The organism is Nocardioides sp. Root1257, assembly GCF_001425175.1.
Classification (GTDB): Bacteria; Actinomycetota; Actinomycetes; order Propionibacteriales; family Nocardioidaceae; genus Nocardioides.
The window spans coordinates 764,199-788,085 of sequence record NZ_LMDV01000008.1; the positions used below are offsets into that span (position 1 = coordinate 764,199).

At 69.5% G+C, this 23,887-nt stretch carries 14 protein-coding genes; 8 read left to right on the plus strand and 6 right to left on the minus strand.

Translation table 11 applies throughout. The annotated features are described in order from the left end of the window. Positions 1-150: 150 nt before the first annotated feature. Positions 151-1,575: a hypothetical protein gene (locus tag ASC77_RS11740; protein WP_156391040.1), complete on the plus strand. Its 1,425-nt coding sequence runs from the start codon at positions 151-153 to the stop codon at positions 1,573-1,575. A 261-nt stretch (positions 1,576-1,836) separates the two neighbouring features. On the opposite strand, the gene ASC77_RS11745 is transcribed toward ASC77_RS11740, so the two are convergent. Then, positions 1,837-6,294, minus strand: coding sequence for a hypothetical protein (locus tag ASC77_RS11745; protein WP_156391041.1), 4,458 nt, complete (start codon positions 6,292-6,294; stop codon positions 1,837-1,839). A 741-nt stretch (positions 6,295-7,035) separates the two neighbouring features. Between ASC77_RS11745 and ASC77_RS11750 the strand changes: the two genes are divergently transcribed. From ASC77_RS11750 to ASC77_RS11760, 3 genes are all read left to right on the plus strand, one after another. Further along, positions 7,036-7,518 (plus strand): hypothetical protein, encoded by a 483-nt coding sequence (locus ASC77_RS11750; RefSeq protein ID WP_056152556.1) that lies wholly within the window; start codon positions 7,036-7,038, stop codon positions 7,516-7,518. 431 nt (positions 7,519-7,949) lie between these two features. Next, positions 7,950-15,503 carry an SdrD B-like domain-containing protein gene (locus ASC77_RS11755; protein WP_056152559.1) on the plus strand — a complete coding sequence of 2,518 codons (7,554 nt, stop codon included), beginning with the start codon at positions 7,950-7,952 and terminating at the stop codon, positions 15,501-15,503. Then, entirely contained in the window at positions 15,490-16,182 is a 693-nt protein-coding gene (locus tag ASC77_RS11760) for a class E sortase (RefSeq protein ID WP_156391042.1), read from the plus strand. Before ASC77_RS11755 ends, ASC77_RS11760 begins: the two co-directional genes overlap by 14 nt. A gap of 23 nt (positions 16,183-16,205) precedes the next feature. Here ASC77_RS11760 and ASC77_RS11765 read toward each other — a convergent pair whose 3' ends face one another. Genes ASC77_RS11765 through ASC77_RS11780 form a run of 4 tightly spaced genes read right to left on the minus strand, consistent with a single transcriptional unit; the run spans position 16,206 to position 19,287 of the window. Continuing rightward, positions 16,206-16,616, minus strand: a complete 411-nt coding sequence (locus ASC77_RS11765) for a YkvA family protein (RefSeq protein WP_056152564.1) — start codon at positions 16,614-16,616, stop codon at positions 16,206-16,208. 39 nt (positions 16,617-16,655) lie between these two features. Continuing rightward, positions 16,656-17,441 carry a hypothetical protein gene (locus tag ASC77_RS26615; protein ID WP_056152567.1) on the minus strand — a complete coding sequence of 262 codons (786 nt, stop codon included), beginning with the start codon at positions 17,439-17,441 and terminating at the stop codon, positions 16,656-16,658. 5 nt (positions 17,442-17,446) lie between these two features. Beyond that, positions 17,447-18,319, minus strand: a complete 873-nt coding sequence (locus tag ASC77_RS11775) for an ABC transporter permease (protein WP_056152569.1) — start codon at positions 18,317-18,319, stop codon at positions 17,447-17,449. Further along, the gene (locus tag ASC77_RS11780; protein ID WP_056152573.1) at positions 18,316-19,287 is read right to left on the minus strand and encodes an ABC transporter ATP-binding protein; all 972 of its coding nucleotides are present in this window, start codon (positions 19,285-19,287) and stop codon (positions 18,316-18,318) included. Before ASC77_RS11780 ends, ASC77_RS11775 begins: the two co-directional genes overlap by 4 nt. A 60-nt stretch (positions 19,288-19,347) precedes the next feature. Between ASC77_RS11780 and ASC77_RS11785 the strand changes: the two genes are divergently transcribed. The 4 genes from ASC77_RS11785 to ASC77_RS11800 all read left to right on the plus strand — a co-directional run bounded on the left by ASC77_RS11785 (position 19,348) and on the right by ASC77_RS11800 (position 22,450). Beyond that, positions 19,348-20,076, plus strand: coding sequence for a response regulator transcription factor (locus ASC77_RS11785; RefSeq protein WP_235547600.1), 729 nt, complete (start codon positions 19,348-19,350; stop codon positions 20,074-20,076). Continuing rightward, on the plus strand, positions 20,073-21,485 hold the full coding sequence (locus tag ASC77_RS11790) for a sensor histidine kinase (protein WP_235547602.1): 1,413 nt from the start codon (positions 20,073-20,075) through the stop codon (positions 21,483-21,485). Before ASC77_RS11785 ends, ASC77_RS11790 begins: the two co-directional genes overlap by 4 nt. A gap of 144 nt (positions 21,486-21,629) precedes the next feature. Further along, positions 21,630-21,983, plus strand: coding sequence for a GntR family transcriptional regulator (locus ASC77_RS11795; protein ID WP_082574647.1), 354 nt, complete (start codon positions 21,630-21,632; stop codon positions 21,981-21,983). Further along, complete coding sequence (locus ASC77_RS11800) at positions 21,980-22,450, plus strand: hypothetical protein (RefSeq protein ID WP_056152582.1); 471 nt, start codon at positions 21,980-21,982, stop codon at positions 22,448-22,450. The genes ASC77_RS11795 and ASC77_RS11800 overlap by 4 nt, the downstream gene beginning before the upstream one ends. On the opposite strand, the gene ASC77_RS11805 is transcribed toward ASC77_RS11800, so the two are convergent. After that, on the minus strand, positions 22,428-23,822 hold the full coding sequence (locus ASC77_RS11805) for a DUF4157 domain-containing protein (protein ID WP_056152585.1): 1,395 nt from the start codon (positions 23,820-23,822) through the stop codon (positions 22,428-22,430). The genes ASC77_RS11800 and ASC77_RS11805 overlap by 23 nt on opposite strands. Positions 23,823-23,887: the final 65 nt, after the last annotated feature.

A 23,887-nucleotide genomic window follows, 5' to 3' on the forward strand; every position in this document is an offset into this window, starting at 1 on the left:
TGCGCGCGTGCACTGAGGCGCACCGTCAAGCCGCATCCGTCCGCTCTTCGGCACGCGTCTTGACGCCGCTCAGCGGAAGCCGACGAAAGCGCTCCTCGAGCTCGATTTTCGCGCATAGCGACCGGGCGTCCCTGAAGTGTAGGTGCGCTCGTGAACAATCGACTCATGGACGTAGACCTTTCGAGACTGCCACCCGGAACCGCCGGGTGGCTTGCCCTGGCCGACCACGCGTTGGCGCTGGGCGATCTCTCGGAGGTGGACTACCTCGAGCTGAAGGGGACACTCCCGTTCAACGAGCGCCAAGACCGCAAGCGCTCCGCTGTCGTCCTTAGCCGCGCGATCCTCGCCATGGCTAATCGGATGCCAGATGCTGCAGAGAGGCATCTGGGTGGGTACAGCGTCGTGCTTGTGGGCATCGACCAACAGGTCGTGGTCGGCGCCGAGCAGGTCGACGGGGCAATCCTGCGCGACGCAGTTGAGCCATACGTCGGCGAAGACGGGCCCCGATGGGATCACCAATTCATCGACCACCCGAGCGGCCTGGTTCTAGCTGTGATCATCGACCCGCCGCAGTGGGGCGACCGAATCCACGCATGCCGCAAGGAGTACTCGGACCACGCGTCGGGCCTCGGGGTCCGCGACGGTGATGTGCTCGTGCGGGTGCCCGGCCAGACCCGTCACGCAACGAGTTTTGATCTGGCGCAGCTGGAGCTGCGGCGCTCTCGGGCGCCGCACACCGGTGCCCAAGTGCGTGTGACTTACTTAGGCGCCTTCGACCGAACGAGCAGGTCCAACGTGCACGAGCTTATCGAAGGCATGGTGGAGGAAGTCGCCGACGAGTTACTGGACGGAATCCCGGAGCCGGTTGCGCGCGGCCCCTACAGCGTGGGCGTACAGGCCATCCTTGAGCAGACGGCGACGCGTGGGGACAAGCGCTCCCCCGACCGCTTTCGCGACGACGTCGAGGAGTGGCGGTACGCCTGCAGGGAGGCACTGCACCGCGTCGTCACTGAGTTCCTGCGCCACACCTTGGAGCACGGCACGTTTATGATCGAGAACGAGTCGGACCGCTACTTGGAGAACGTGCGGGTGACAATCACGTTCCCATCTGTCGCCACCGTGCTCATGGCATCAGACACCGACTACTGCGACCATGGGGGCCAGTTCCGTCCGTTTGAGATGCTGCCCGACAAGCCAGCGAAGTACGGCGACCTCAAGCCGTACGCCCTTGGCGACTACATCTTGCCTCGGGTCAATCCGATCCTGCCTGACCTCCCCGCGCTCAACGTCGATGTCGGGCAGTTGGACGACGAGTACGTCGTGTCGTGGTTCGTCGGCGATCTACCGCCGCGTGGGCGGAGCAAGGCCGACGAGGAGTTTGCGGCATTCACCGACGAAGACCTCCACGAGCACCCCGACGCAACCCCCGACGGACACCACCCGATGATCACCGAGGTCACCGCCACTTGGCAGGTCACCGCGCGCGGCGTCGACCACGTCTTCCAAGGCGAACTGGCACTGCGCTGCCGCCAAGAGCCGGGCCAGGTTGCAACCTGGGGGCGCCGCGAGCCTTGAGTCCCGAACAAGCCACAGTCTTTGGTCAAACCCCGGGATCGACCGGCCGGGTCTTTTCGCCGCGACAGCGACCACGTCTAACCGTGCGTCGGCGCAACTCCAATCATCTGCTCATGGCCGATGAGGGTGCGTGTTGGCGTCGAGCCCAGCGACGCAGAACCCGGTCGACCTTGGGACGGCACCGGCCCGCTGGGTCTCATCGTTGCTGCGACTCTTGGCGTGCTCGCACCTGCGGACGGTCGACGGAGGTTGATCGCTTGTCTAGTTGCGGTCGCCTCCTGGCACTCTGTGGCGGGGGTCGGAATCGACCAGATCATCGTAAAGTTGCGGCCAACCGGTCGAGAGGGTTGCCGTTGACATGCGGGCCATCACCGCGGCAACTGCGATAGCGACGTCGGGCGCGGTTGTCTCCAAGTCTCGAAGTGTCGCGAGGGCTGCCCGTAGGGCGGCGGCAGGACGGGCCGGAAGTCGCCTGAGTACCGCGATCGCAAAGGGGTCGTCCAAACCAGGTATCGCTTCGACGAGGCTGACCAGTTGCGGAGTTGACGCGGAGTGGAAAACGCGGCCCATGACTTCACGCCAGGCGGCTGGCACGTCACGGCGGGCGCTTCGCGGCGTACCTGGAACGGTCAGCCGGCGACCAACGGTTGCGATAAGCCCAAGCTTGTCATCAACGGAGATGTGCGCGCGGTCTGCGGACGGGTTGAGGTAGCCGACGAGCTCGGTCACCTTGCCTCCATCGACCGGATCGTGGAACGCCGTTTCAACCGCCGCGGTGATGGTGGACGCGTTGCCGGTTCCGGCAAGCAGCCGAATGTAGTTGAGCCGGAGGGGTGCGTGTTTGTCGACGGGTGATGCGTTCCACCAGGGCGCGAGCATGTCTGCAGCAAGGTCGGGGGGATAGGTCCCTCGTATCGCCTCGCCTGCGATGAGGAATGACAGCTCGGACCTGAAGTTGGCGTCCGCCGCGGTCGTGAGCTCGCGGATTCGTGCCCAGGGCGGCGCTGGAACTAGGCGGCTTTGAACCGCGGCGACCAGCAAACGCATTGCGCGACAGCGTTCCTTCCATGAGCCGGTGGAACTTGCCTGGAGAAGTTGGTCTTTGAGGTCGGCAGCGGCGTCCTCGTTCCACGGCAGATCTGGGATTCGGTCGATGAGTTGGAAGAGTTCAACAAACGCCGATCGCGATATGAGGAACTTCAGGACGTCTTGGGTTCCCGGCCGGGCAGCGTTCAACGTCTGTCCCTGCTGCACGATGATCCGTTCGTCTGCCTCGTCAAGCCGGAACTCTCCAGTGGTCAACCTCTTCAGGAGGCCCAAGGTTGTCGTGTGTCCAGCGTTGGCTAGGGCTAGAAGGGGCCAGAGGAGATGGTCCCGAGTGAGCCAGAGCTCTTCGGCTGGCGTACCTGGCAGGCCCTCGGCGGCCTGGGCCGCCGTTGTTACCAGCGGCTCGGCCTCGACATCGGGGCGGCACAGGGTTCTGCGAACTGTATCGGCCCAGCGTTGTTCCAGCGTCGCTGGCGAACGTCGGGACGCAGGGAGTCCGTCGATGAGAACTTGTGCGAGCCGACTCTCGATCTGAGCGAACTGGTTCAGGGGGGCGATGAGCAGTCCGTGGTGCAATTGCTCGTGCAGTTCGGGAGCATTGACCGTCAGCATTCTGTCGAGCACTTGGAGAAGTAGCTCGGGCGCGTCGATACGCGTGAGGTGCTGGACAAGCGCCCACACCCACGCGACCTGTGACGTACTTGCGATTCCCGAGCTGGATATCTGATCGAGTATCGCCTCAAGGCGAGTGAGCGACCGAGCGCCGGTTTCACCAGTCCAGTTGGACCTCATTGCTAGTTCCTGTAGCCGAGCAAGGGCGGGGACGACAGTCGTATCTGCTCGGCCAGTTGTGTTCATGGTCTTGTCGTCGGCCCAGGCTGCGACCGATGGTGAGTGGACGCTGGCGTCTTGAGCGATCGCCTCGAAGAGCCGAGCCATGCGCGTGGATCCTTTGGCGAAGGTCTTGCCTGCGCCGAATGCGTCCAGTAGCTCTAGAGTGCGTAACGGTTCATGCCTTACGAGTGCGCCGACCAGCTCTCTGACCTCTATTCGGTCAATGCCTTCGTCATCGAAGAAGGTGCGACCGCTCGCGTGCGCTATCGCCTGGGTGACCGTCATCCCGACGGCGGGATCAAGTGCGGTCTGTCTCCGTAGAACGTCGATGACGAGATCGCGTCCGGCGTTGCCTGACTGCGAGTGGAGGTTCGTTAGGAGGTCAGTGTCGATAGGCTGCCACGGAAGTCCGGGTCGCGGGATCTGCTTGAAATAGTCCCTCGCGAGTGAAAGTCCGCCGTCCGCTAGCCGTTCCTGCAAGACGGCCGCTAGCTCGTCTGGGACAGGCACCTGGGCCAGCACGAGGATGCACCGCTTGCTATTCAGTAAGGTCGAGGGCGTCGCGAGTTCGCGCTGGGCGGCAATCGAGGCTTCCGCGGCTCGCTCGGCACGCAGCCACCCCAGGACCCAGGCTTGCTCGACCACAGCCGCAAGAAAATAGTCGTCTGGCTTCTCGTTGGACCGCGTGATGGCCGCAGTGAGCCCACCTTCGTGGTCCAGCAACAACAGCGCAGCTGCGAACTCAAAGAAGGTCTGGTGAAAGAACCGGAAGGCGCCTTGCTGGGTCATGGATCCGACGCCCCGGCCGCATAGCTCGTCGACATCTTCCTGACGGACTGGTTGCGGGAAGTTGAGGATCTGCGCAGATGCCAGTCGGACCTCTGGAACTCCTGCTCTGAGCATTCCTGCCGCCAGCGTCAGGCACGCACCAGTTAGATCGTGCCCGACGTGGTGTCCCTTAGGCGTCCATGTTCGGCGGTCGGTCATGACACGGTCGGTCCAGTAGCGCTGGTACAACGTCGTGGCGCTGATGGTTACCGGAACGGTCGACGGCGCGTAGAGCTCGAAAAGCATGCGGAGGGCGAGCGGGAGCTTGGCCATTTCGCCTAGCGGTTGTTGACGGATTGCTGAGGTAAGGAGCTGTTCGGCCAGTTCACTGGTCTCGCCGGGCGCGCGGCAATAGGCAAGAGCGTGGCTTCGGACGGCCCGCACGAACTCGCTCTCGTGTTGGCCCACTCGAGGCGTGAGCGAGTATGCGCTCAGGGTGAGTGGTGCGTCGGTCCCGGTTGCTATGAGCGCAGCCTCAGACGGACGCGACGTGATGATCACTCGTGTGCCAGCAAGGCGGAGTGCCTCGACGAGATTCATGAAGTTGTCGAAGAGCGACTCGTCGTTGACCAGGAGGTCTGCGGTGTCGATGAGGACGCTGGCCTCGGCGTGCGCTGCGCGTTCTGTGATTGCATGGGTGAGGTTGTCGACGGTGACAAGGGCCTGCCCCCCGTCGTCTGGCGCTGTCAGGTACGAAGCTTTGATGAAGTACGTGTCGTGGTTCTTCCCGGCGCCGATTAGCCGGTTCGCGAGTCCCCAGAGTAGGGAGGTCTTGCCGGTACCGGCCTCGCCGCTGATAACCACTAGGTCCCGAGTTTCCAGCTCCCTTAGGACCTTGTCTTCGAGGTCCCGCCGAACGTAGAGACTGGGGCCCTCGACCTCGTCGAACGTGCTCGCGCCGACGTGGCCTGCCTCGCGAAGCGCTTGGTTACTCAGCCGTTGAAGTCGTGGCACTGAGGTGCACGCTGGGTCGTAGGTCAACGACGCGCGGGCGAGGTTGAGTTGCACGCCCAGCTTCTGCGACACGCCGAGCAGGAGTGCATTCGCTGCTTCGTCGCTCGAGACGGTGCGGCCGTCGATAGTGACGCTGCCGTCCGACCCGAGTAACACCGCTACCTCATCGGTCGTAGAGGCGCTCGAGTCGGTAGTGCCGACCGGGGTGGAGTCTTCTTGCTCATCGGTCGACGTGGTGGTGTCTGCATCGGGAATGGTGCTGGTTTCCTCGGCGCCGATCATGACCTTCGCCGCTGCAAGCTGATGGAATCCCTCGGTACCGACATTGATGCCGTGGTGCTGCAGCACCCAGCGCGCCCATTGCGTCCATCGTCGAAGAGTTCGAAGCTGCGCCGCGGATGCATCATGTGGTGTGTCTTGGCAGAGCGTGACATTGAGTCCTTGCAGCGAGGTTTGAGGGCGCATCTCCTCGTGGGCAACGCTCGGCGGGGCCAGCCCATCGCCCTGATTGGTCAGCTGTGCTAACTGCTCGGCAATCGTCCTCTGGCCGCGAAGGAGCTGGCTCACTCCAGCCTGGGTCGCGATCGACTGGCCCGCCGTCGTTTGGGTGTACCAGTCGACCACGAACTGCGACACCGCTTCGGCCAAGCCGTTGAAGTAGCTTGGAGCCTGGGCGGACCAGCCGGTCCATTCTGGGTCACGTAGGAAGCTTTCGATGAGGTCCGCTAGCTCCTCGCTCCCCATCAATGCGCTGAGTGGAACGTTCGCGCCGCCGGTCGTTCGCAGGCGGGCGGCCTCGGAGAAGCAACGTACAAGCTCAATTTCGATCGCTTCTCGCTCATCGATCGACCCATGCCACTCGTATTCGTGACCTTGCTGGGACTCGAAACGTGCGCGTTGCTTCCTGACCAGCCGCGCTATGCCCTTTCGGTCGATCCCGGTCAGGTCAGCGATGGCGTCGGCGAGATCGGCTCCTCCGACCAAGCGCAACGCCGCTTTGGCGAGCCCCACCCCGATCGAGGCGCCGGAGGTCGATCCCGGGAGTGCGTCCTTCATGGCGGCCATCATGTCGTGAAGTTCTCGTTCAAGCTGGCGGCTTCGAGGGGAGTTAGGTGTCTATTGGCGTGGGTCATGCGCCGGCCAGCCCATCCCTAGCCGATCGGCACCCGGGCGACCCTTGCCCCTAGCACTAAGACAGCTCGCATTACCTGCCGTCGATCGCCGGCCGTGGCCGCACTTCGGCCCAGATGCGCAGGGTGCGTTGGCAGCTGGTCGCCTCGAAGGAAGTTCTTTGGTCCAGACCGGTGGGCGTCGAATGAACTTGTTCTATCGGACGCCTCGAGGCCCTATGAGGTATCTCTCCTACCCGTCAGTCACTAGGCCGTTCTTCCTAGACTCCCCGAGCCGCTGGCGGCACAGAGACCCGAGCCTGGGTCGCCTGCGGCTGCAAATGCACCGGCCGACACGATTCCCCTCCCTCCTCGAGTCGCCGGTGCCGTCCTGTCGAAGGTCTGTCGCCCGACGACACGGACGACAACTCGCCCGATATGCCTCCTGGCCAGGGCGACTACCGGTCTCGCCGTCGGGTGCAGTCAGCGGGACCGGTAGCACCCGGCCCGACAAGCAACGCGCTGCACCGTTGACCCGGTCCGACTTCCGCCGTTCGTTCCATCTCGTCCACCAAACCACCACGCACAGCAGTACCGATTGCCGAAAACTCAGACGAAAGGGCAGCCTTGTCCAACGGAAATGCGCAGCCCCAGTCGATCGGACGCTGACCAAACTCGGGAGAAGGTCATGAGCAACAACGCAAGCACGTACGGAGACCGGACTTCGAACATCGGCGAAGACGCCGGCGCCAACAGGTCCTTCCCGCCGCCCCGGAGCCGCGCGGACGACGGCCAGGACGGTTCCCAGGCGGCGGCTCGCTTGCTGGCGATGACCGCACGTGAGACCGACCAGTGGCGCTCCGAAGCACGGGACGAGGCTGCGTCCATCGTGGCCGCCGCCCGCGAAGAGTCCGCCGAGCTCGTGCGCGCCGCCAAGGCGGAAGCCGAACGCCTGGTGTCGTCGGCCCGGGAGACGGCTGCGCAGACGACGAACGACGCTCGTGTCGAGGAGTACCGGGTTCGGGAGGCAACGACCGAGCTCCGCAACCGCGTCAACGAAGAGGTCGCTCAACTACAGCAGATGGCAACCCAACATCGAGAGCAGCTGCGGCAGCACCTCACTGAGATGCTCGACCGCGTCGACGCCGCGCCCGGTGACAGCACCCAGTAGAGCCGTTGCGACCACCGGGCTCGAACACAGAGCCGCTCCGCGCTTACTCCGCTAATTGGGGCCGAACTGCGGCGAGAAAAGGCGAGCAGGCGAGGTAATCTCGAAGCGAAACAAGCACCGATGACGGATGTTTGCCCAGGTCAGAGCGGATCTCGTCGAGATTGGTCGAGATTCGCGCGAACATCGCGGCAGCCAGCTCGCCTTGAGAAGGTCAGGGGTTCGAATCCCCTCAGCTCCACCAGCACCAGGACCGCCCCCGCCGGCAGCGATGCCGCGGGGGCGGTTCTGCGTCTCGGGCGAGGTGGACGCGACGCCTGGCAAGTTCACCCGCATCGGGCCAGTCAGGGCGCCCTGATCGTGCTTACCATGCGGGAATGCTGCGTACGCCGGGCGCTCGGGCCCGACTCCACGGTCGTCCTCGTCGTGCTCGCGTGAGCGTGCTCGCGGTCGCGGCCCTGGTCGCCTCGGTGCTGGCGGTCGTCCCGCTGCCGCAGTCGCTCACGCCGTCCGCCGAGGCCGCCGCGAGCGTCCAGGTCAGCCAGAGCATCCCGGGCCAGACCCTGATCGGGTCGGAGACGCCGGTCGAGGTGACCTTCCAGAACTCCGGGGACTCGACCGCCTTCAACATCGCGTTCTCCGTCACCCTTCCCCCGGGTGTCTCCGTGTCGTCGTCCGACCAGGCGCCGGCTAGCACGATCGTCGAGACCGACGCCGCCGGGAACGTCGTGGACACCGTGGTGGCCTGGGAGAACCTGGTCGACCTCCGCGCGGGCATCGTCTACCGCTTCCACTACTCGCTCCAGCACGACCTGGGCTCCGGCGACGACCTGTGGGAGGTCGGCGAGACGATCAACGCCCCGGTCGACACCTACTACAGCGACGACGACGCCACGGTGCCCCACTTCCAGGCGAGCGGGAGCACGGACCCCGTCACGGTCGTCCCGCCGAGCGGCGCGGGCATCTCCTCGGTGCTCGACACCGCGGGGTCGACCGTTCTGGTGCCGGTCCTGCTCACCAAGTCGGAGCCCTCGCCCGAGGGCGAGCTGATGCGTGGTGTCCACGACCACCAGACGGTCTTCACCCTCACGGGCAGGACCGGCAGCCAGGGCGGGGTCGGCGTCACCACGCTCGAGGACTGGATCCCAGCGGGTCTGGAGTTCCTGGGCTGCGGCACCGAGGACAACTCCGCCGGTGAGGAGTACCCCGGGTCGGGGCCGCTCAACCCGGGCAACGCACCGGCGCTCGGCGGTGTGACGTGCTACGAGCCGACGTCCGTCGAGACCACGTCGTCCGTCCCTCCCGGTGTGCCTGCCGGGGTCTACACCCACGTGGTCTGGGACTTTTCGACGATCCTGCCCGGCGGCAGCAACACGATCCCGCCGGACACCACGATCTCGATGGCGTACGTCGCCGGCATCCCTCAGCGAGAGAACACCCTGGCCTGGCCGGGGACCGCGCCGACGCCGGCGTCGGGCAACCAGGCGTCCAACCTCGACAACAACACCGGTGCCCTCACCACCCAGGGTGGCGCCAACCCCGACGACGGCAAGCCCTACACCAACTACGCCCGGGCGAGCACCGACTTCCAGGGCGCGACCACCGTCGTCGACGCCCAGGAGACCGTCCGCGCGATGGACCTGTCGGTCTACAAGACCGTCGACACCCCGACGATCCAGCAGGGCGGCATCTCGACGTGGACGCTGCACCTGCGCACGTCGGAGTACGTCACCGCCGGTGGTGTCTCGGGCCTGAGCGTCAGCGACACCACACCCGACGGGACCTGCCCCATCCTCAGCTCCGACCCGGAGTGCGCGAGCACCACGGCGCCGCCGCCCAACCCGGCGTACAGCTCGACCGCCTACGACCCGAGCACCGGGGAGACCGAGCTGACCTGGGACCTCGCTGGCTCCTTCGGCCCGAACGTGAACGACCAGATCACGTTCAGCACGCTGGCCCTCACCAACTACCCGGGCAAGGGTCACCCGGTCTCAGCCAACGACAGCTGGACCAACACCGCCGACCTCGACGCCGACGTGACCACGTTCGGACCGCTCGGGCCCGACCGTCCGGCCGGCTTCGACCAGAACCCGGTCACCGACGACACCAGCGCCGACCAGTCGGGCACCGCGATCACCTTCCGCAAGGACGTCGGCGTGCCGGCGGACGGCGAGGAGTGCGGCGACGGCTCGGCCGTGTCCTGGGACCCGGACGTCGCCGCGGGCGTAGGACCGGGCGACCGGGTCTGCTTCCGCCTGACGGCGAAGGCGCCCGACCTGCTCAACACCCGCGACGTGTCCCTGGTCGACTTCCTGCCGCCGGGCATGGCGTACGAGGCCGGGTCGAACGCGCCCGGCACGGAGAACGAGGTGCTCCCGGCGGAGGTCCTGTTCGGCGGCGCCAGCGGCACCCCGGCCACCGGGCAGCGGCTCGACTGGCGACTCCTCCCGGGCGACACGCTGCGCCCGGCCCGGACCGCCCAGGTGGTGTTCGCGGCCGTGGTCACGGACGACACCACGCCGGACACCGTTCCCGACGTCGGCACCTCCGGCGACACCCTGACCAACAGCGCCCGGTTCTCCTTCCAGAACACCAACGGCGAGGTGTTCGTCCAGCCCGACACCGCGGGCGTGGAGTTCTCCGAGGCGCACCTGACGCTCGACAAGACCATCGGCGAGATCAACGGCACGCCGTACGACGCGGACCCGCTGCGCAACGCAGTCGCCGGCGACGAGGTGACGTACGCGGTCACGGTCCACAACGACGGGACGCGGGCCGCCCACGACGTGTCCGTGTGGGACCTGCTGCCGCGCAACGTGACCAACCCCGGCCTGGACGCCACCTGCGCCCAGATCGATGTGCCCGCCGCCGACTCGGGCACCTGCGTGCCCGACGACCGGATCACCTGGATCATCCCGACCATCGCTCCTGGTGCCGACGTGGTCCTGCACTACACCTGGGCCGTCGACACCGCGCCGCTGGCGACCCAGTGGACCAACCACGCCGGCATCGTCGAGTACCACTCGGACACCAACCAGGGGGGCGCGACGTTCGAGTACGTGCCCCGCGACAACATCGACCCGTCGCGCAACCCGGACGCCAACACCGACCCGGCCGACGACACAGCGGACGTCTACAGCCCCGGCATCACGCTGACCAAGACCCGCACGACCGACGTCACCGAGCCCGGCAACGCAGCAGCCGACCAGGCGACGATCGGCGAGGTCGTCCACTACACGCTGGAGAGCCGCCAACCCGACGGCACCGTGGTCGACGCTTACCACCTCGTCGACAACCTGGCCGGCACCGGCCAGACCCTCGTGGACGACTCGACGCTGATCGCGGTCAACGAGGTCGCGCCGGGCAGTCCCTGCACGTACGGCGCCCCCGTCGACGGCACCGGCCTCGAGTCCGGCAACGGACTCGACTACAACGATCCCGGGCCCTTCGAGCCGACCGGGGTGGACTACTGCATCCGGATCACCTTCGACGCCGTGGTCGACGACGTGCCCGCGAACGTGCGGCCCGGCAGCGTCACCAACACGGCGACGGTCGAGTACGAGTTCGACGACGACGGCACCGGCCCGGACCCGTCGGTCACCGGCAACGCGACCGGGTCCGTGAGCACCCAGGTCGTCGAGCCCGACATCAGCATCGTGAAGACGTCGACGGCGACCGATGTCGTGCAGCCGGGCAGCAACGTCACCTACAACCTGCTCGTCACCAACAACAACGGCACCCAGGTGTCGACCGCTCACGACGTCCACGTGGTCGACGACCTCGGCGACATCCCGTACGCCGCCATCGTCGACGCCGGCGGCGGCTCGGTCAGCGGCAGCACGATCGAGTGGGACATCGCCTCGCTCGCGCCGGGCGCCTCGACGACCCTGACCTTCACGGTGCGACTGCAGAGCCCCTTGACGGCGAACTCGACGTTCACCAACGACGCCGACGTCACGACGACCTCGCTCGCCGGGTCGCCCGCAGGGGAGCGGACTGCCGGCTCGGGCTGCTCGCCGGCGACCTGCCCCGGCTACGAGGACACCGACTCGGTGACGCTCAGGGTCGCCGGTCCCCAGTTCGACAAGGTCGCCGACACGTTCGTCACGACGATCGGCGACGAGGCGCGCTACACCGTCACGGCGACCTTCTTCGCCGGGCTCAACTACGGCGCGACGACGATCTCCGACGACCTCGCCCCGGTGGGCGGCACCAACACCACGACGTACCTCCGCACCGTCAGCGCCCACTGCACGAACTGCGACGCCGACGACATCGCCGACTTCACGACCCCGGAGGACAACGGCACCGGGACGACGACCACCCCGACCTGGGAGCTCGGCACCATCGAGGCGAGCCCGTTCACCCGCATCGTCGAGATCACCTACGCCGTCCGGGTGCGGAACCTGACCGCTCCCCAGCCGAACGGCACGTACGACGGCGACACCCTCACCAACACCGCGACCCTGTCCTTCAACGGCGGGGCGGACACCCTCACCGACCCGGCCACGGTCGACATCGCGGAGCCGCACCTCACCCTGACGAAGCGCGTGGCGACGCCGGCGACCGGGATGGGCCCGACCACGCCGGCCGACCCGGCGATCGGCGTCGTGGGCGGCACCATCACCTACGAGCTGCGGATCACCAACGACAGCGACCGGACGGCGTACGACGTCCCCGTCCAGGACGAGCCCGACAGCTCGCACACCTCCGGCTGCACGGACACCCCGGGGCTCGAGGTCGCGACAGTCACCAGCGGCGACGGCTACGAGGCCGTGGATCGCACCCTGGGGACGGGTGACTCCTGCCTCGGGTTCGAGATCCCGACGATCTTCCCGGGCCAGACGATCGTGATCACCTACCAGCTGCTGGTGCCCGAGGACTACCTCGACGACCACACGCTCGACCCGGGTGCCGACTTCGACAACACGGCCACCGTCGGGACCTACTACGGCCTCGTCGCGGCGGACCGTGCCGGCAACCCGGACGTGCGCGCCTACACCGGGGACACGGCGCACGGGTACGTCGACCTCGCCGGCGGCGAGATCGGCGACACGATCTGGCTGGACGTCGACGCCGACGGCGTGCAGGACCCCGACGAGCCCGGCATCCCCGACGTCGACGTCGCGGTGAGGTGGGCCGGACCGAACGGGACGTTCGGCGACGGGGACGACGCGGTCTTCAACCGCACGACCGACGCCGACGGGAAGTACTCCACCAACGACGCCACCGTGCCTCCGCCGAACCTGGTCCCGGCCGGCGACTACCGCGTCACCGTCGACACGAGCACCTTGCCCGCCGGGCTGACCAACACCGGCGACCCGGACGGCGGCAACGACAGCACGTCGGAGCTGACGCTCGCCGAGAACGAGACGAACCTCGACCAGGACTTCGGCTATGCCGGCACGGGGTCGCTCGGCGACACGGTCTGGTACGACGTCGACGACGACGGCACGCAGGACGCCGGCGAGCCGGGCATCCCGGGCGTCACCGTCCAGCTGACCTGGAGCGGCCCCGACGGCAGCCTCGCTACGACGGCCGACAACGTCGACTACGGCACCCAGGTCACCGGCCCCAACGGTGGCTACCTCTTCGAGGACCTGCCCGCCGGTCCCTTCCGGGCCTCCGTGACCTCGGGTGTGCCCGCCGGCCTGACCGCGTCGTACGACCTGTCCCCACCGCCGAACGGCGTGGCGACCCGGACGCTCGCGGCGAACGAGGACGCGACCGACGTCGACTTCGGCTACACCGGCACCGGCAGCGTCGGCGACACGGTGTGGTTCGACACCGACAGCGACGGCACCCAGGACGCCGGCGAGCCCGGCCTTCCCGACGTCGACCTGGACGTCACCTGGTGGGGCTTCGACGGCGCCTTCGGTGGCGGGGACGACGTCACGGTGAGCGTGACGACAGGCAGTGACGGCACCTACCTCGTCGACCACCTGCCGGCCGGCCAGGTCCGGGTGACCGTCGATCCCGGCACCCTGCCCGGCGGCCTGACCCCGACGTACGACCTGGACGGGATCGGTACGCCGCACACGGCGGTCCGCACCCTCGCCGCGGGCGAGGACGCCCGCGACGTCGACTTCGGCTACGTGGGCACGCACGAGATCGGCGACATGGTCTGGCTGGACGTCAACGGCGACGGCGACGGACCGCGCACTCCTGGCGCCCCGGGCGAGCCGGGCGTGCCCGGACAGCGGGTGCGGGTCACCTGGGCCGGGCCCGACGACACGCTCGGGACCGCGGACGACGTCGTGCTCGGCACCCCGCAGACCGGCGCGGACGGCGGCTGGAGCCTCGACAACGTGCCCGACGGCCGGATCCGCGCTGCGTTGCTCGGAGCACCTGCCTCGACGTTGCGTGTCAGCTTCGACCGCGAGGGCGCCCTCGACGGCGTCGGCATCGCGACGGTGACCGCCGACGACCTCGACTTCGACTTCGGCCTGGCCGGCACCGGGTCACTCGGCGACACGGTGTGGCTCGACTTCAACCGCAACGGGACCGTCGACGACGGCGAGCCGCGCATCCCCGGCGCCGACGTCGACGTGACGTGGGCCGGCTTCGACGGCGACCTGTCGACCACCGCCGACAACGTCGACCTCGGGACGTACACGACCAATGCCAACGGCCTCTACCTCGCGGAGAACCTGCCGCCCGGCCGCTACCGGGGCACGGTCGACCCGGGCAGCCTGCCCGCTGGCGTCGTGCCGGCGTACGACCTCGACGGCATCAGCACCCCGCACACCGCGCAGCGGGTCCTCGCGCAGGCGGAGGACGCGCGCGACGTCGACTTCGGGTACGCCGGCGAGGGTCGGATCGGCGACTTCGTCTGGTGGGACCTCAACGGCGACGGCGTCCAGGACCCCGACGAGCCGGGCCTCGCCGGGGTGCGTGTGACGTTGGACTGGGCGGGCTTCGACGGCGTCTTCGGCAACGGGGACGACGGGCGGCTGACGCAGCAGACCGATGCCGACGGCGGCTACCTGTTCACCGGCCTGCCGGCGGGTGACTACCGCGTCTCGATCACCCAGGCCGACCTGCCGGCCGGCGTCACCCCGACGTTCGACCCCGACGGCGGCGACGACTCGACCTCGGCGCTCACGCTGGCCGGCGGGGCGAGCAACCTCGACCAGGACTTCGGCTACGTCGGCGACTCGGAGATCGGCGACCTGGTCTGGCGTGACACCAACCGCGACGGCGTACGCCAGGCCGACGAGGAGGCTGTCTCCGGCGCCCGGGTCACCGTCACCTACCTCGGGCCGGACGGCGTCGCGGGCGGCGGCGACGACGTGTCGATCTCGCAGCGGACCGGCAACCCGCCGGTCGCCTCCGCGCGGGCCGCCCGCTACGGCGGCGCGCCGACCGGCGACGACCCGTTCTACCTGGTCAGCGGTCTTGCGCCCGGCAAGTACGTCGTCACTCTCGACGGCGACACGATCAAGGCGCCGGACGCGCCGATCTCCGACCTCGACGGCGGCGACCCGACCGTCACGCGGCTGACGCTGACCGACGACCCGCAGCTGGACGCCGACTTCGCGGTGTTCCAGAACGACGTGCCGACGTTCGACGGCGGCGGAGCAGCCGGCGCCGGCATCTCGGTCGAGTGCGACGGCAGCGTGCGGATCGACCCGTTCGCCTTCGTGACCGATGTCAACGGTGACCGGTTGCGGGTCGTAAAGGGCTCCATCGACGTGCCCGCCGACGTGGCCGCGAGCCTCGACGCCAACGGCAGGCTCGTCGTGTCGACCACCGGCGACGAGGACTTCACGGTCCGCTACCAGGTCGCGGACGGACGCGGCGGCGTGGTGGACGTCGCCATCCCGGTCGAGGTGACGACCAGCTGCGGGAACGGCGGCGGCGGCGGTGGCCTGCCCGGCACCGGGTCCGAGGTGCCGCCGTGGCTGCTCGGGCTGGCGCTGGGTCTGCTCCTGGGCGGCGCGGCCCTGACCGTCGCGGCCCTGCGGCGTCGCCGTGTCGACCACTGAGGTGACCGACGGGCCCCGCCCTGTCAGCAAGCGGCGCCGATGGCGGTGGTTGCTCGGCACCGGCGTCGCGCTGATGGCGGCGGGGGCCCTGCTGCTCGGCTACATCGCCTGGCAGTACGTCGGCACGAACTGGGTGTCGCACCGCCACCAGGCCGAGGTCGTCGACCGTCTCGAGCGCGGCTGGGAATCGGGACAGGAGCGGGTGCGCACCTCGTACGGTGACGCCGAGGCCGTCGTGCGGATCCCTCGCTTCGGCGCCGACTACGAGATGCCGGTGCTGGAGGGCACCTCGGACACGGCACTCGCCGCCGGCTTCGGTCACTTCGACGGCTCCGCAGGTCCGGGCCAGGTCGGGAACTACGCGCTCGCCGCACACCGAGTGACCCACGGCGAGCCGCTGCGCGACATGCCGGACCTGGAGGTGGGGGATCAGGTCGTGGTCGAGACCGCGGGCGCGACGTACACCTACGAGCTCGTCACCGCCGGGGATGCGTTGACCGTGCCGTTCGACACCACCTGGGTGGTCGACCCGCTGCCGACCAACCCCGACCCCCAGGGCCCCATGCCACCGCAGGACCCGGGCGAGCGGCTGCTGACGATGACGACCTGCTCCGAGCTGTTCCACACCGACGACCGGCTGGTCGCGTTCGCCGTCCTGACGAAGACCGTTCGACGCTGAGCTCAGCGGCCGACCATCCCCGCCTACTCGTCGTCGGACACGGCGCGTTCGCGACCGAGGAGGCGCTCGAGCAGCCGGGGGTCGGTCGGCCAGGCCGCGAGCAACGTGTCCCGCGGGATGCTCCGCGCGGCGTACCGGAGCAGCAGGATCACGGCGACGACGTCGTCGAGAGGACCGATGACCGGCAGGAACTCGGGCAGCAGGTCGATCGGGGAGACGACCCAGAGGACTGCGACGAGGAGGGCGACCTTCGCCCGGCGGGGCACGGCCGGGTCCGTGCGGAGGGTCCGCGCCGCGGTCACGCACGAGGGCAGGAACTCCGCGACCTGGCGCATCAGCCCGTCGGGCAGGCGTGAGGCGAAGAGCACCATCAGCAGGCAGCTGAGAGCCCACAGCGCGAGCCCCGCGCCGGCCAGGACGAGGAGTCGCTCCACCTCGTCGACCCTACGGCGTGCCTCGCCGCCCGGTCCCGGTCACGGGCCCTGCACGGGGAGGGTGACGGGCTTCGGCGGCCCGGCGCCCGTGTCCACCCGCACGGAGAAGGTGACCTCCGACGTGCCGGCGGGGACGGCGGCCGGAAGCGGAAGCGTTGCGGTGGACTCCTCCGCGAGCCGGAAGGGGATCGTCCCGAGCTTCGTGTCCCCGGCGCTCACGGCGACGGAGCCTGCGCACCCCTGGTCACCGCTGCCGCAGGTGACCTGGAGCCCGGCCCTGCCGTGTGCGTCCGGCGTGACGACCGTGCTGGCGACATTGAGGAGTGACGGGAAGACGACGCCGGTCGGGGTGTTGGAGCTGTGGGGGTCGAAGCAGCCGTCGAACTCGAAGGCGGGGTTGGTGACGGTGCGCCCCCTGGCGTCGGTCATGGTGAGGAACCCGGTGAGCTTGCTGGGTCCGGCCGCGGTGTAGCAGTCGTTGCTGTGCACGTTGAGCTCGAACTTGCCGTAGCCCTCGGGCGGCATGGGGACCTCGGGGTCGGTCCAGCTCATCAGGCAGTTCCAGTCGCCGCCGGGGCCGACGTCCTTGTTCTCGGCGCCGGCCTTGTCGCACATGGCCTGGGCGTGCAGGGACGCTGGCGTGACGCCGGTGCGCCCCTGGATGCGGGCCTGCTCGGCGTACACGTTGGCGAAGGTGGTGGTGAGTGAGCGCTCCAGGCGGGGCCGGGTGACCGTGCTGCTGTCGCCGCTGGTGGCGATGACGGCCGAGCCGAGGGCGACGACTGCGACCAGGGCCGCGAGGATGACGAGGATGGTTCGACGCATGGTGTTCAGCCTCCAGTGATGTCGCGTCGGCGGAGCATGACGTAGGCGGCTCCGAGGGAGATCGCGCACCAGACGGCGCTGGTGATGAGCCCCTCGGTCAGCGGCCCGGTGAAGTGGGGATCGGCGAAGAAGCCGTGCCAGGCCTCGAACGGTGTGGTGAGCAGGAACGGGCGGATCGCCTCGACGCCGCCGAGGGCGCCGACGAGCTGCATGACCATGCCGATGACGACCGGTGCCGCGATGCCGACCGCGGGGTTGCGGGACCACACCGAGAGCAGGATCGCCAGGCAGGTGAAGCCGAGCATTGCTGGCAGCATGCTCGCCCAGCTCGCGGCCACCAGACGGAGTGCCTCGCCGGCTGGGATGGTCTGCCCGGACAGGCCGATCAGCGGCTGGTGCCCGACGATGAGCAGGCTCGAGACGATGGTGGACGCGGCCAGCACGGCCAGCACGAGGACCGCGAACCCGGACGCGGTCAGCGTCTTGGCCCAGAACAGCTGGCCGCGGCTGGTCGAGCGCGTCAGCACGGTCTTCCAGGTGCCGTGCTGGTCCTCGCTGGCGAAGACGTCGCCGGCGACGACCGCGGTCAGCAGGGGCAGGACCCACTGGGCGGCGAAGCCGAGGACGAGCAACGCCAGGGCGAACCCGTTCACCGTCGCGAACCGGCCGAAGAGCGTGTCCTTCGGCGGGCGGGACTGTCCGTGGATGACGACCACGACGATCACGGGGAGCACGAGGGCGCCGATGAGGACCGCCTTGGCGCGGACCTGCGCACGCAGCTTGCGGACCTCCCACCGCAGCGGGGCGAGGAGTCCGGGGCGCCGCCGGGGAACGGACCGACTCCCGGTCGGCGCCGGCTGGGCGGTGAGGGCGCTCATCGGGCGACCTCGGCGACCTCGGCGAGCTCGGCCGGACGGTCGAGGGTCTGGTGGGTGGTGTCGTCGGTCAGCATGAAGAACAGCGCCTCCAAGGGTGTCTGGGTCTGGTTGAACGCGACCAGGCCGATGTCGGCGCGCACGATCGTCGCGACGTACGCCGCGACCTCCGGCTGCGGCCCGGTCACGGTGAGAGGTACGTCGGGGGCGCGCGCCACGTGGAGCGCGGGATGCTGCGCGGCCAGCGCGAGGGCGCGCTCGTCGTCCGTCGTGGCGAGGACGTGGCCGGGGTCGGGTGCCATCGTGCGCAGCTTGGCGATGGTGCCGTGGAACGCGACCGTGCCGCGCTTCATGATGGTGACGTTGTCGCAGATCTCCTCGACCTCGGCCATGTCGTGCGAGCTCAGCAGCACGGTCAGCCCGCTGTCGGCCAGGCGTTTCACCAGAGCACGCATGTCGCGGATGCCCGCGGGGTCCAGGCCGTTGGCGGGCTCGTCCAGGACCAGCAGCTGCGGCTCGCGCAGCAGGCTCGCGGCGACGCCGAGACGCTGGCGCATCCCGTAGGAGTAGCCGCCGACCTTCTGGTCGGCCCGGTCGGTCATCTCGACGAGCTCGAGCAGCTCCTCGAGGAGGCCGGGTCGGGTGCGACCGTCCAGCAGTGCCAGGCCTTCGAGGTTCTGCCGGCCGGTCAGGTACGGGTAGAACCTCGGGCTCTCGATGAAGCCGCCGACACCGTCCAGGACGCCGACGCCGTCGTCAGCCCAGGTCCGCCCGAGCACCCGGATGGTCCCCGCGTCGGGCCGGATCAGCCCGAACAGCATCCGCAGGAAGGTGGTCTTGCCGGCGCCGTTGGGCCCCAGGACGCCGTACACCTCGCCCGCGGCGACGCGGACGGTCACGTCGTCGACCGCACGGACCGAGCCGAAGGACTTGCTCACTCCGACCGCTTCCACTGCCAGTAGCTCGTTCATGCGCCGCACGGTAGGAGTTGCCACATGAAGGGACGATGAACCCGGGCGCGAGGGTGCAGGGTGGGACGCGACGACGACCCGACGAGAGGAGCCGGAGTGCGGGTGCTGGTGGCTGAGGACGACCGTCGCCTCGCCGAGCTCCTGGCCCAGTCGCTGGCTGAGGCGGGGTGGGAGGTCGAGGTCGTGCACGACGGGACCGCTGCCTACGGCCGCGCCCTCCCGGACGGCCTCCCGTACGACGTGCTGCTGCTCGACTGGATGCTGCCGGGCGCCGACGGCATCAGCGTGTGCCGGCGGCTGCGGGCTCTCGGGGTCACCACACCCGTACTGATGCTGACCGCGCGCGGAGATGTCCGCGACCGGATCGACGGTCTCGATGCCGGCGCCGACGACTACCTGCCGAAGCCCTTCGACCTCGACGAGCTGCTGGCCAGGCTCCGTGCGCTCGTGCGGCGCTCGACGTACGGCGAGCAGGAGGTCGTCGAGGTCGACGACCTGGTCGTCGACCCCGGTGCCCGGCGCGTCTCGCGGGCCGGCACCGAGGTCGACCTCTCCGCCCGCGAGTTCGACATCCTGCACCTGCTCGTCTCGAGGGCGGGCCGCGTCGTGAGCCGCTACACCATCCTCGACGAGGTCTGGGACGGTGAGACCGACCTGAGCAGCAACGTCATCGACGTCCACCTCGCGTCGATCCGCGCGAAGATCGACCGCCCGTTCGGGACCAGCACCATCACCACCGTCCGGGGTGCCGGCTACCGCGTCGACCCCGCGGACGGATCCGCTCCGTGAGCCGGCTGCCGCTGCGGGTGCGGCTCGTGGCCGGGTTCGTGGCCGCGATGCTCGTGCTGCTGACCGCCGCCGGGGCCTTCGTCTACTGGCGCGTCGAGTACGCCCTCGACCGCGGCCTGGACACCGAGCTCGACCAGGCCACTGCCGTCATCACGCCGCTGGTCGACGCCTCGGGTCAGGTCAGCTTACCCGAGGCGGCGAACGCGACCGGTGCCGGGTGGCAGGTGCTCGACGAGACCGGCGCGGTGCTCGACTCCGGGGGGACCGCCCCGGCGGCCGCGCTCGTGACGTCGTCAGACCTCGACCGAGCCGGCTCCGGAGCCTTGACCCGAGACATCGGCAAGCTGCTCCCCATCGCGGACAAGCCCTACCGGGTCCAGGTCACCGCCCTGGCGACTCCGGGTCACTTCCTGGTCGTCGGCGTGCGGCGCGACCACCGCGACGAGGCGCTGCGCGAGCTGCTGCTGCAGCTCGCCCTCGCCGGCGCCGGCGCGCTGGCCGTCGCCGCGATCGTCGGCGACGTCCTGGCCCGCGCCGCCCTCCGACCGGTCGAGCGCTACCGGCGCCGCGCCGCCGAGATCGCCGGCGGGGCCGACGGGCTGCGTCTCGACGTACCCCCCGACCGGGACGACGAGGTCACCCGTCTGGGGCACACCCTCAACGACATGCTGGCCGCCCTGGAGCGCTCCCTCGAGCAGGAGCGCCGCTTCGTCAACGACGCCAGCCACGAGCTCCGCACGCCGCTCACTCTCCTGAAGAGCCGCATCCAGCTGGCCCTCCGCCGCTCCCGGACCGTGGCGGAGCACGAGGCCGTCCTCGGCGAGCTCGCCGTCGACGTCGACCGCCTGACCCACCTCGCCAGCCAGCTCCTCGCCCTCGGCGAGGCGTCCGGCGCCGGCACCGCGGACGTCGACGTCGACCAGCTCGTCCGGGCCGTCGTCGCGGACCGGATGCATGTGCACCAGGACGACGCGGACCAGCTGACCGTCGACCTGCCGGAAGCCTCGGCGCACGCCGCGATCGACCCGCACGCGCTCGCCCGGATCCTGACCAACCTGATCGACAACGCCGGTGCGCACGGCGCGCCGCCGGTGCACCTCCGGGTCCGGACGGCGGCCGCGGACGACTCGTCGTACACGGTCATCGAGGTCACCGACGCCGGCCCCGGGATGACGCCCGAGCTGATGGACCGTGCCACCGAGCGGTTCAGCCGATCAGCGGAGGCGAGGGCACGACCCGGTGCCGGCCTCGGTCTGTCGATCGTCGAGGAGCTCACCCGGCGCGCGTACGGTCAGCTGCGCCTGTGCTGCGGGGACCGGCACTCGAGCCACGGCGATCCGCACCCGGCGATCGCGTGCGACCACACCGCCGCCATGACGGCGACGGTGATCCTGCCGCAGCCCGGCTGAGCCGCGGCCGCCACACGTTTGGTCACCAAGCGTGCCTGGGAGCGCTCCCGACCTGCGCTTGGTGACCAAACGTTGCTCAGGCGGCGGCGGACGACCGGTCGAAGACCCTGGTCAACAGCGAATAGTGCTAGTACTATTAGCACCATGCGATGGATCATCGACCACTCCTCGGAGCAGCGCCTGCAGGACCAGGTGGCGGCGTCGGTGGTGCGCGGCCTGCACAGCGGGGAGCTGGTGGTGGGGGAGCAGCTGCCGCCGGCGGCCGAGCTCGCCGCCGCGATCTCGGTGGACCGCAACACCGTCCTGGCCGCCTACCGGCAGCTCCGCGACGCGGGCGTCCTCGAGTTCCGCCGCGGGCGCGGTGCCCGGGTCGCGGCGACCGCCGACGCCGGCGATCTCGTCCCGGTCCGGCAGGCCGTCCAGGCGGCCATCGACCTCGCCCGGCGCTACGGGCTGGACTCGTCCGACGTCATCACCCTCGTCAAGGAGCTGTCATGAACACGACTGTCTACACCGGCCGCGCGACCAACTGGACGAGCGTCGTCATCAGCGGGCTCCTGCTCGTGCCCCTGATCGGGCTGGCCAGCTCGTCCGGCTCGATCGATCGGTCAGTCGTCCTCCTCGCGGTGCTCGCCCTGGTCGGTCTGCTGGCCGAGGTCGCGACCGCGTCGGACGTCCGCGCCTCCAGCGGCTCCCACGGCGTGAGCATGCACTGGGGTGTCCTCGGCTGGCCGCGGGCGACGTACGCGCTGGGCGACATCCGCGAGGCCTCGGTCGTCGAGGTCCCGTGGTGGGCGGTGAGCTACGGGTTCTGGTGGACCCCCTGGCGGACGGTGTGCACCGTGCGCACCGGCCCGGCCCTGCGGCTCCGGCTGACCAACGGTCGCACGGTGACCATCACCGTCCCCGACCCCCACGCGGCGCTGGCCGCGCTGCGCGCGGCTACTCCGCCGGCCACGCCTTGACGGCGTCGAGCGCCTTCTTCACCTGGGCGTACTGAGCGCCGGACACCGCCTGCCGGGGTCCGTCCTTGCCGACCTTGAAGCCGGCGTTGTTGAGGTCGACGGCACGGCCGAGGTGGACGTGGAACTGGACCGGAGCCAACGCCCGGTTGGGGTCCGGGCGGGCGAAGATGAACTTGCCGCCGTTGGTCGAGGTCGCCTTCGCCTTGCGGTACTCCTGGTACTGGCCCTTGATGCGGCCGGCCGTGACCTGGGCGCAGATGCCGTCGAGCGCGCCGATCGTGGCGGTGATCTTCGCGAGCCCCGCCCAGGCCGCGGAGACCGCCAGCGCCTGGGCGACGGTGGTGGCGGCGACTCCGCCCGGAGCGCCGTTGCCGTAGATGAAGGCCTCGAGGGCGACCTCGTCGGACTGGAGGAGTGCGAGCACCTGGGCCGGGGTGCGGGCGGACTCGCTCGCGGCGGCGGCCAGGAAGAACCAGGCGCTGCGCTCGGTGTCCTTCATCTTGGCGTTGGCGAGCAGGCCCTTGAGGTCGGCGTCGACGACCGGGTCGTAGTTGGCGATCGCGGTGGTGACCGTCGCCTGGACCTCGTCCTTGCGCTTCGTGGCCGCGGCGGCCTTCGCGTCGGCCGCCTTGCCTTCCTTGAGCTCGGTCACGCGCGCGTCGATGAGGGCGACCAGGTCGTCCTCGTCCCAGCTGGCCTTGGCCTTCCACGCTGCGAGCACCTCCGGCGAGGTCTCCGCCTTGATCCGGGCCTCGTCGACGTCGGCGTCGGCCGGGGTGCCGTCCTTGAGCCGACGGATCGGCTGGACGGAGGGACTGTGCTGGAGCGTGTGGGCGAGCTCGTGCGCGACGACCCGCTGACCGTCCGGGGTCGAGGTGTCGGGCACGCCGTCGCGGAAGAAGACATCGCGACCCACCGTGAAGGCGCGGGCGCCGATGCTGCGGCTGCCCGCGTCGACGTCCGGCCCCGTGTGCACCCGCACGTGGCCGAGGTCGGCGCCCATCGCCTCCTCGAAGGACCGACGCACCTGGCCCGAGAGCTCGTGCCCGGTGCTCCCGGCGCGGGCGACGAGGCGGTCCACCAGCTCCGGTGCCTCCCCGCCGGCGGCACCGACGCGCACCGCCGGTCCGCCCGACGCCGCTGACTCCGCCGACGGCAGTCGGCGCAGCGTGGCGAGCGGGTCCCCGAGCGCCGCGACGACGTCGGCCGCCACCCGCTCGGCCTCGTGCTCGTGCGGATCGTCGCAGGCACCCACCTGCAGCGAGCGTCGTACGGCGGGCAGCGGCAGCGGTCCAGGCGGAGCCGAGCCGGGCTGATCGACCTCGGGCACGGCCTCGACCTGGGGATCGTCCTGGATGGCGATGTGCTCCATGCGTGCTCCCGAGTCGAGCCCTCACGCTACGCACGCCACGGCGGTGCCGCCCAGACCCGCATGTG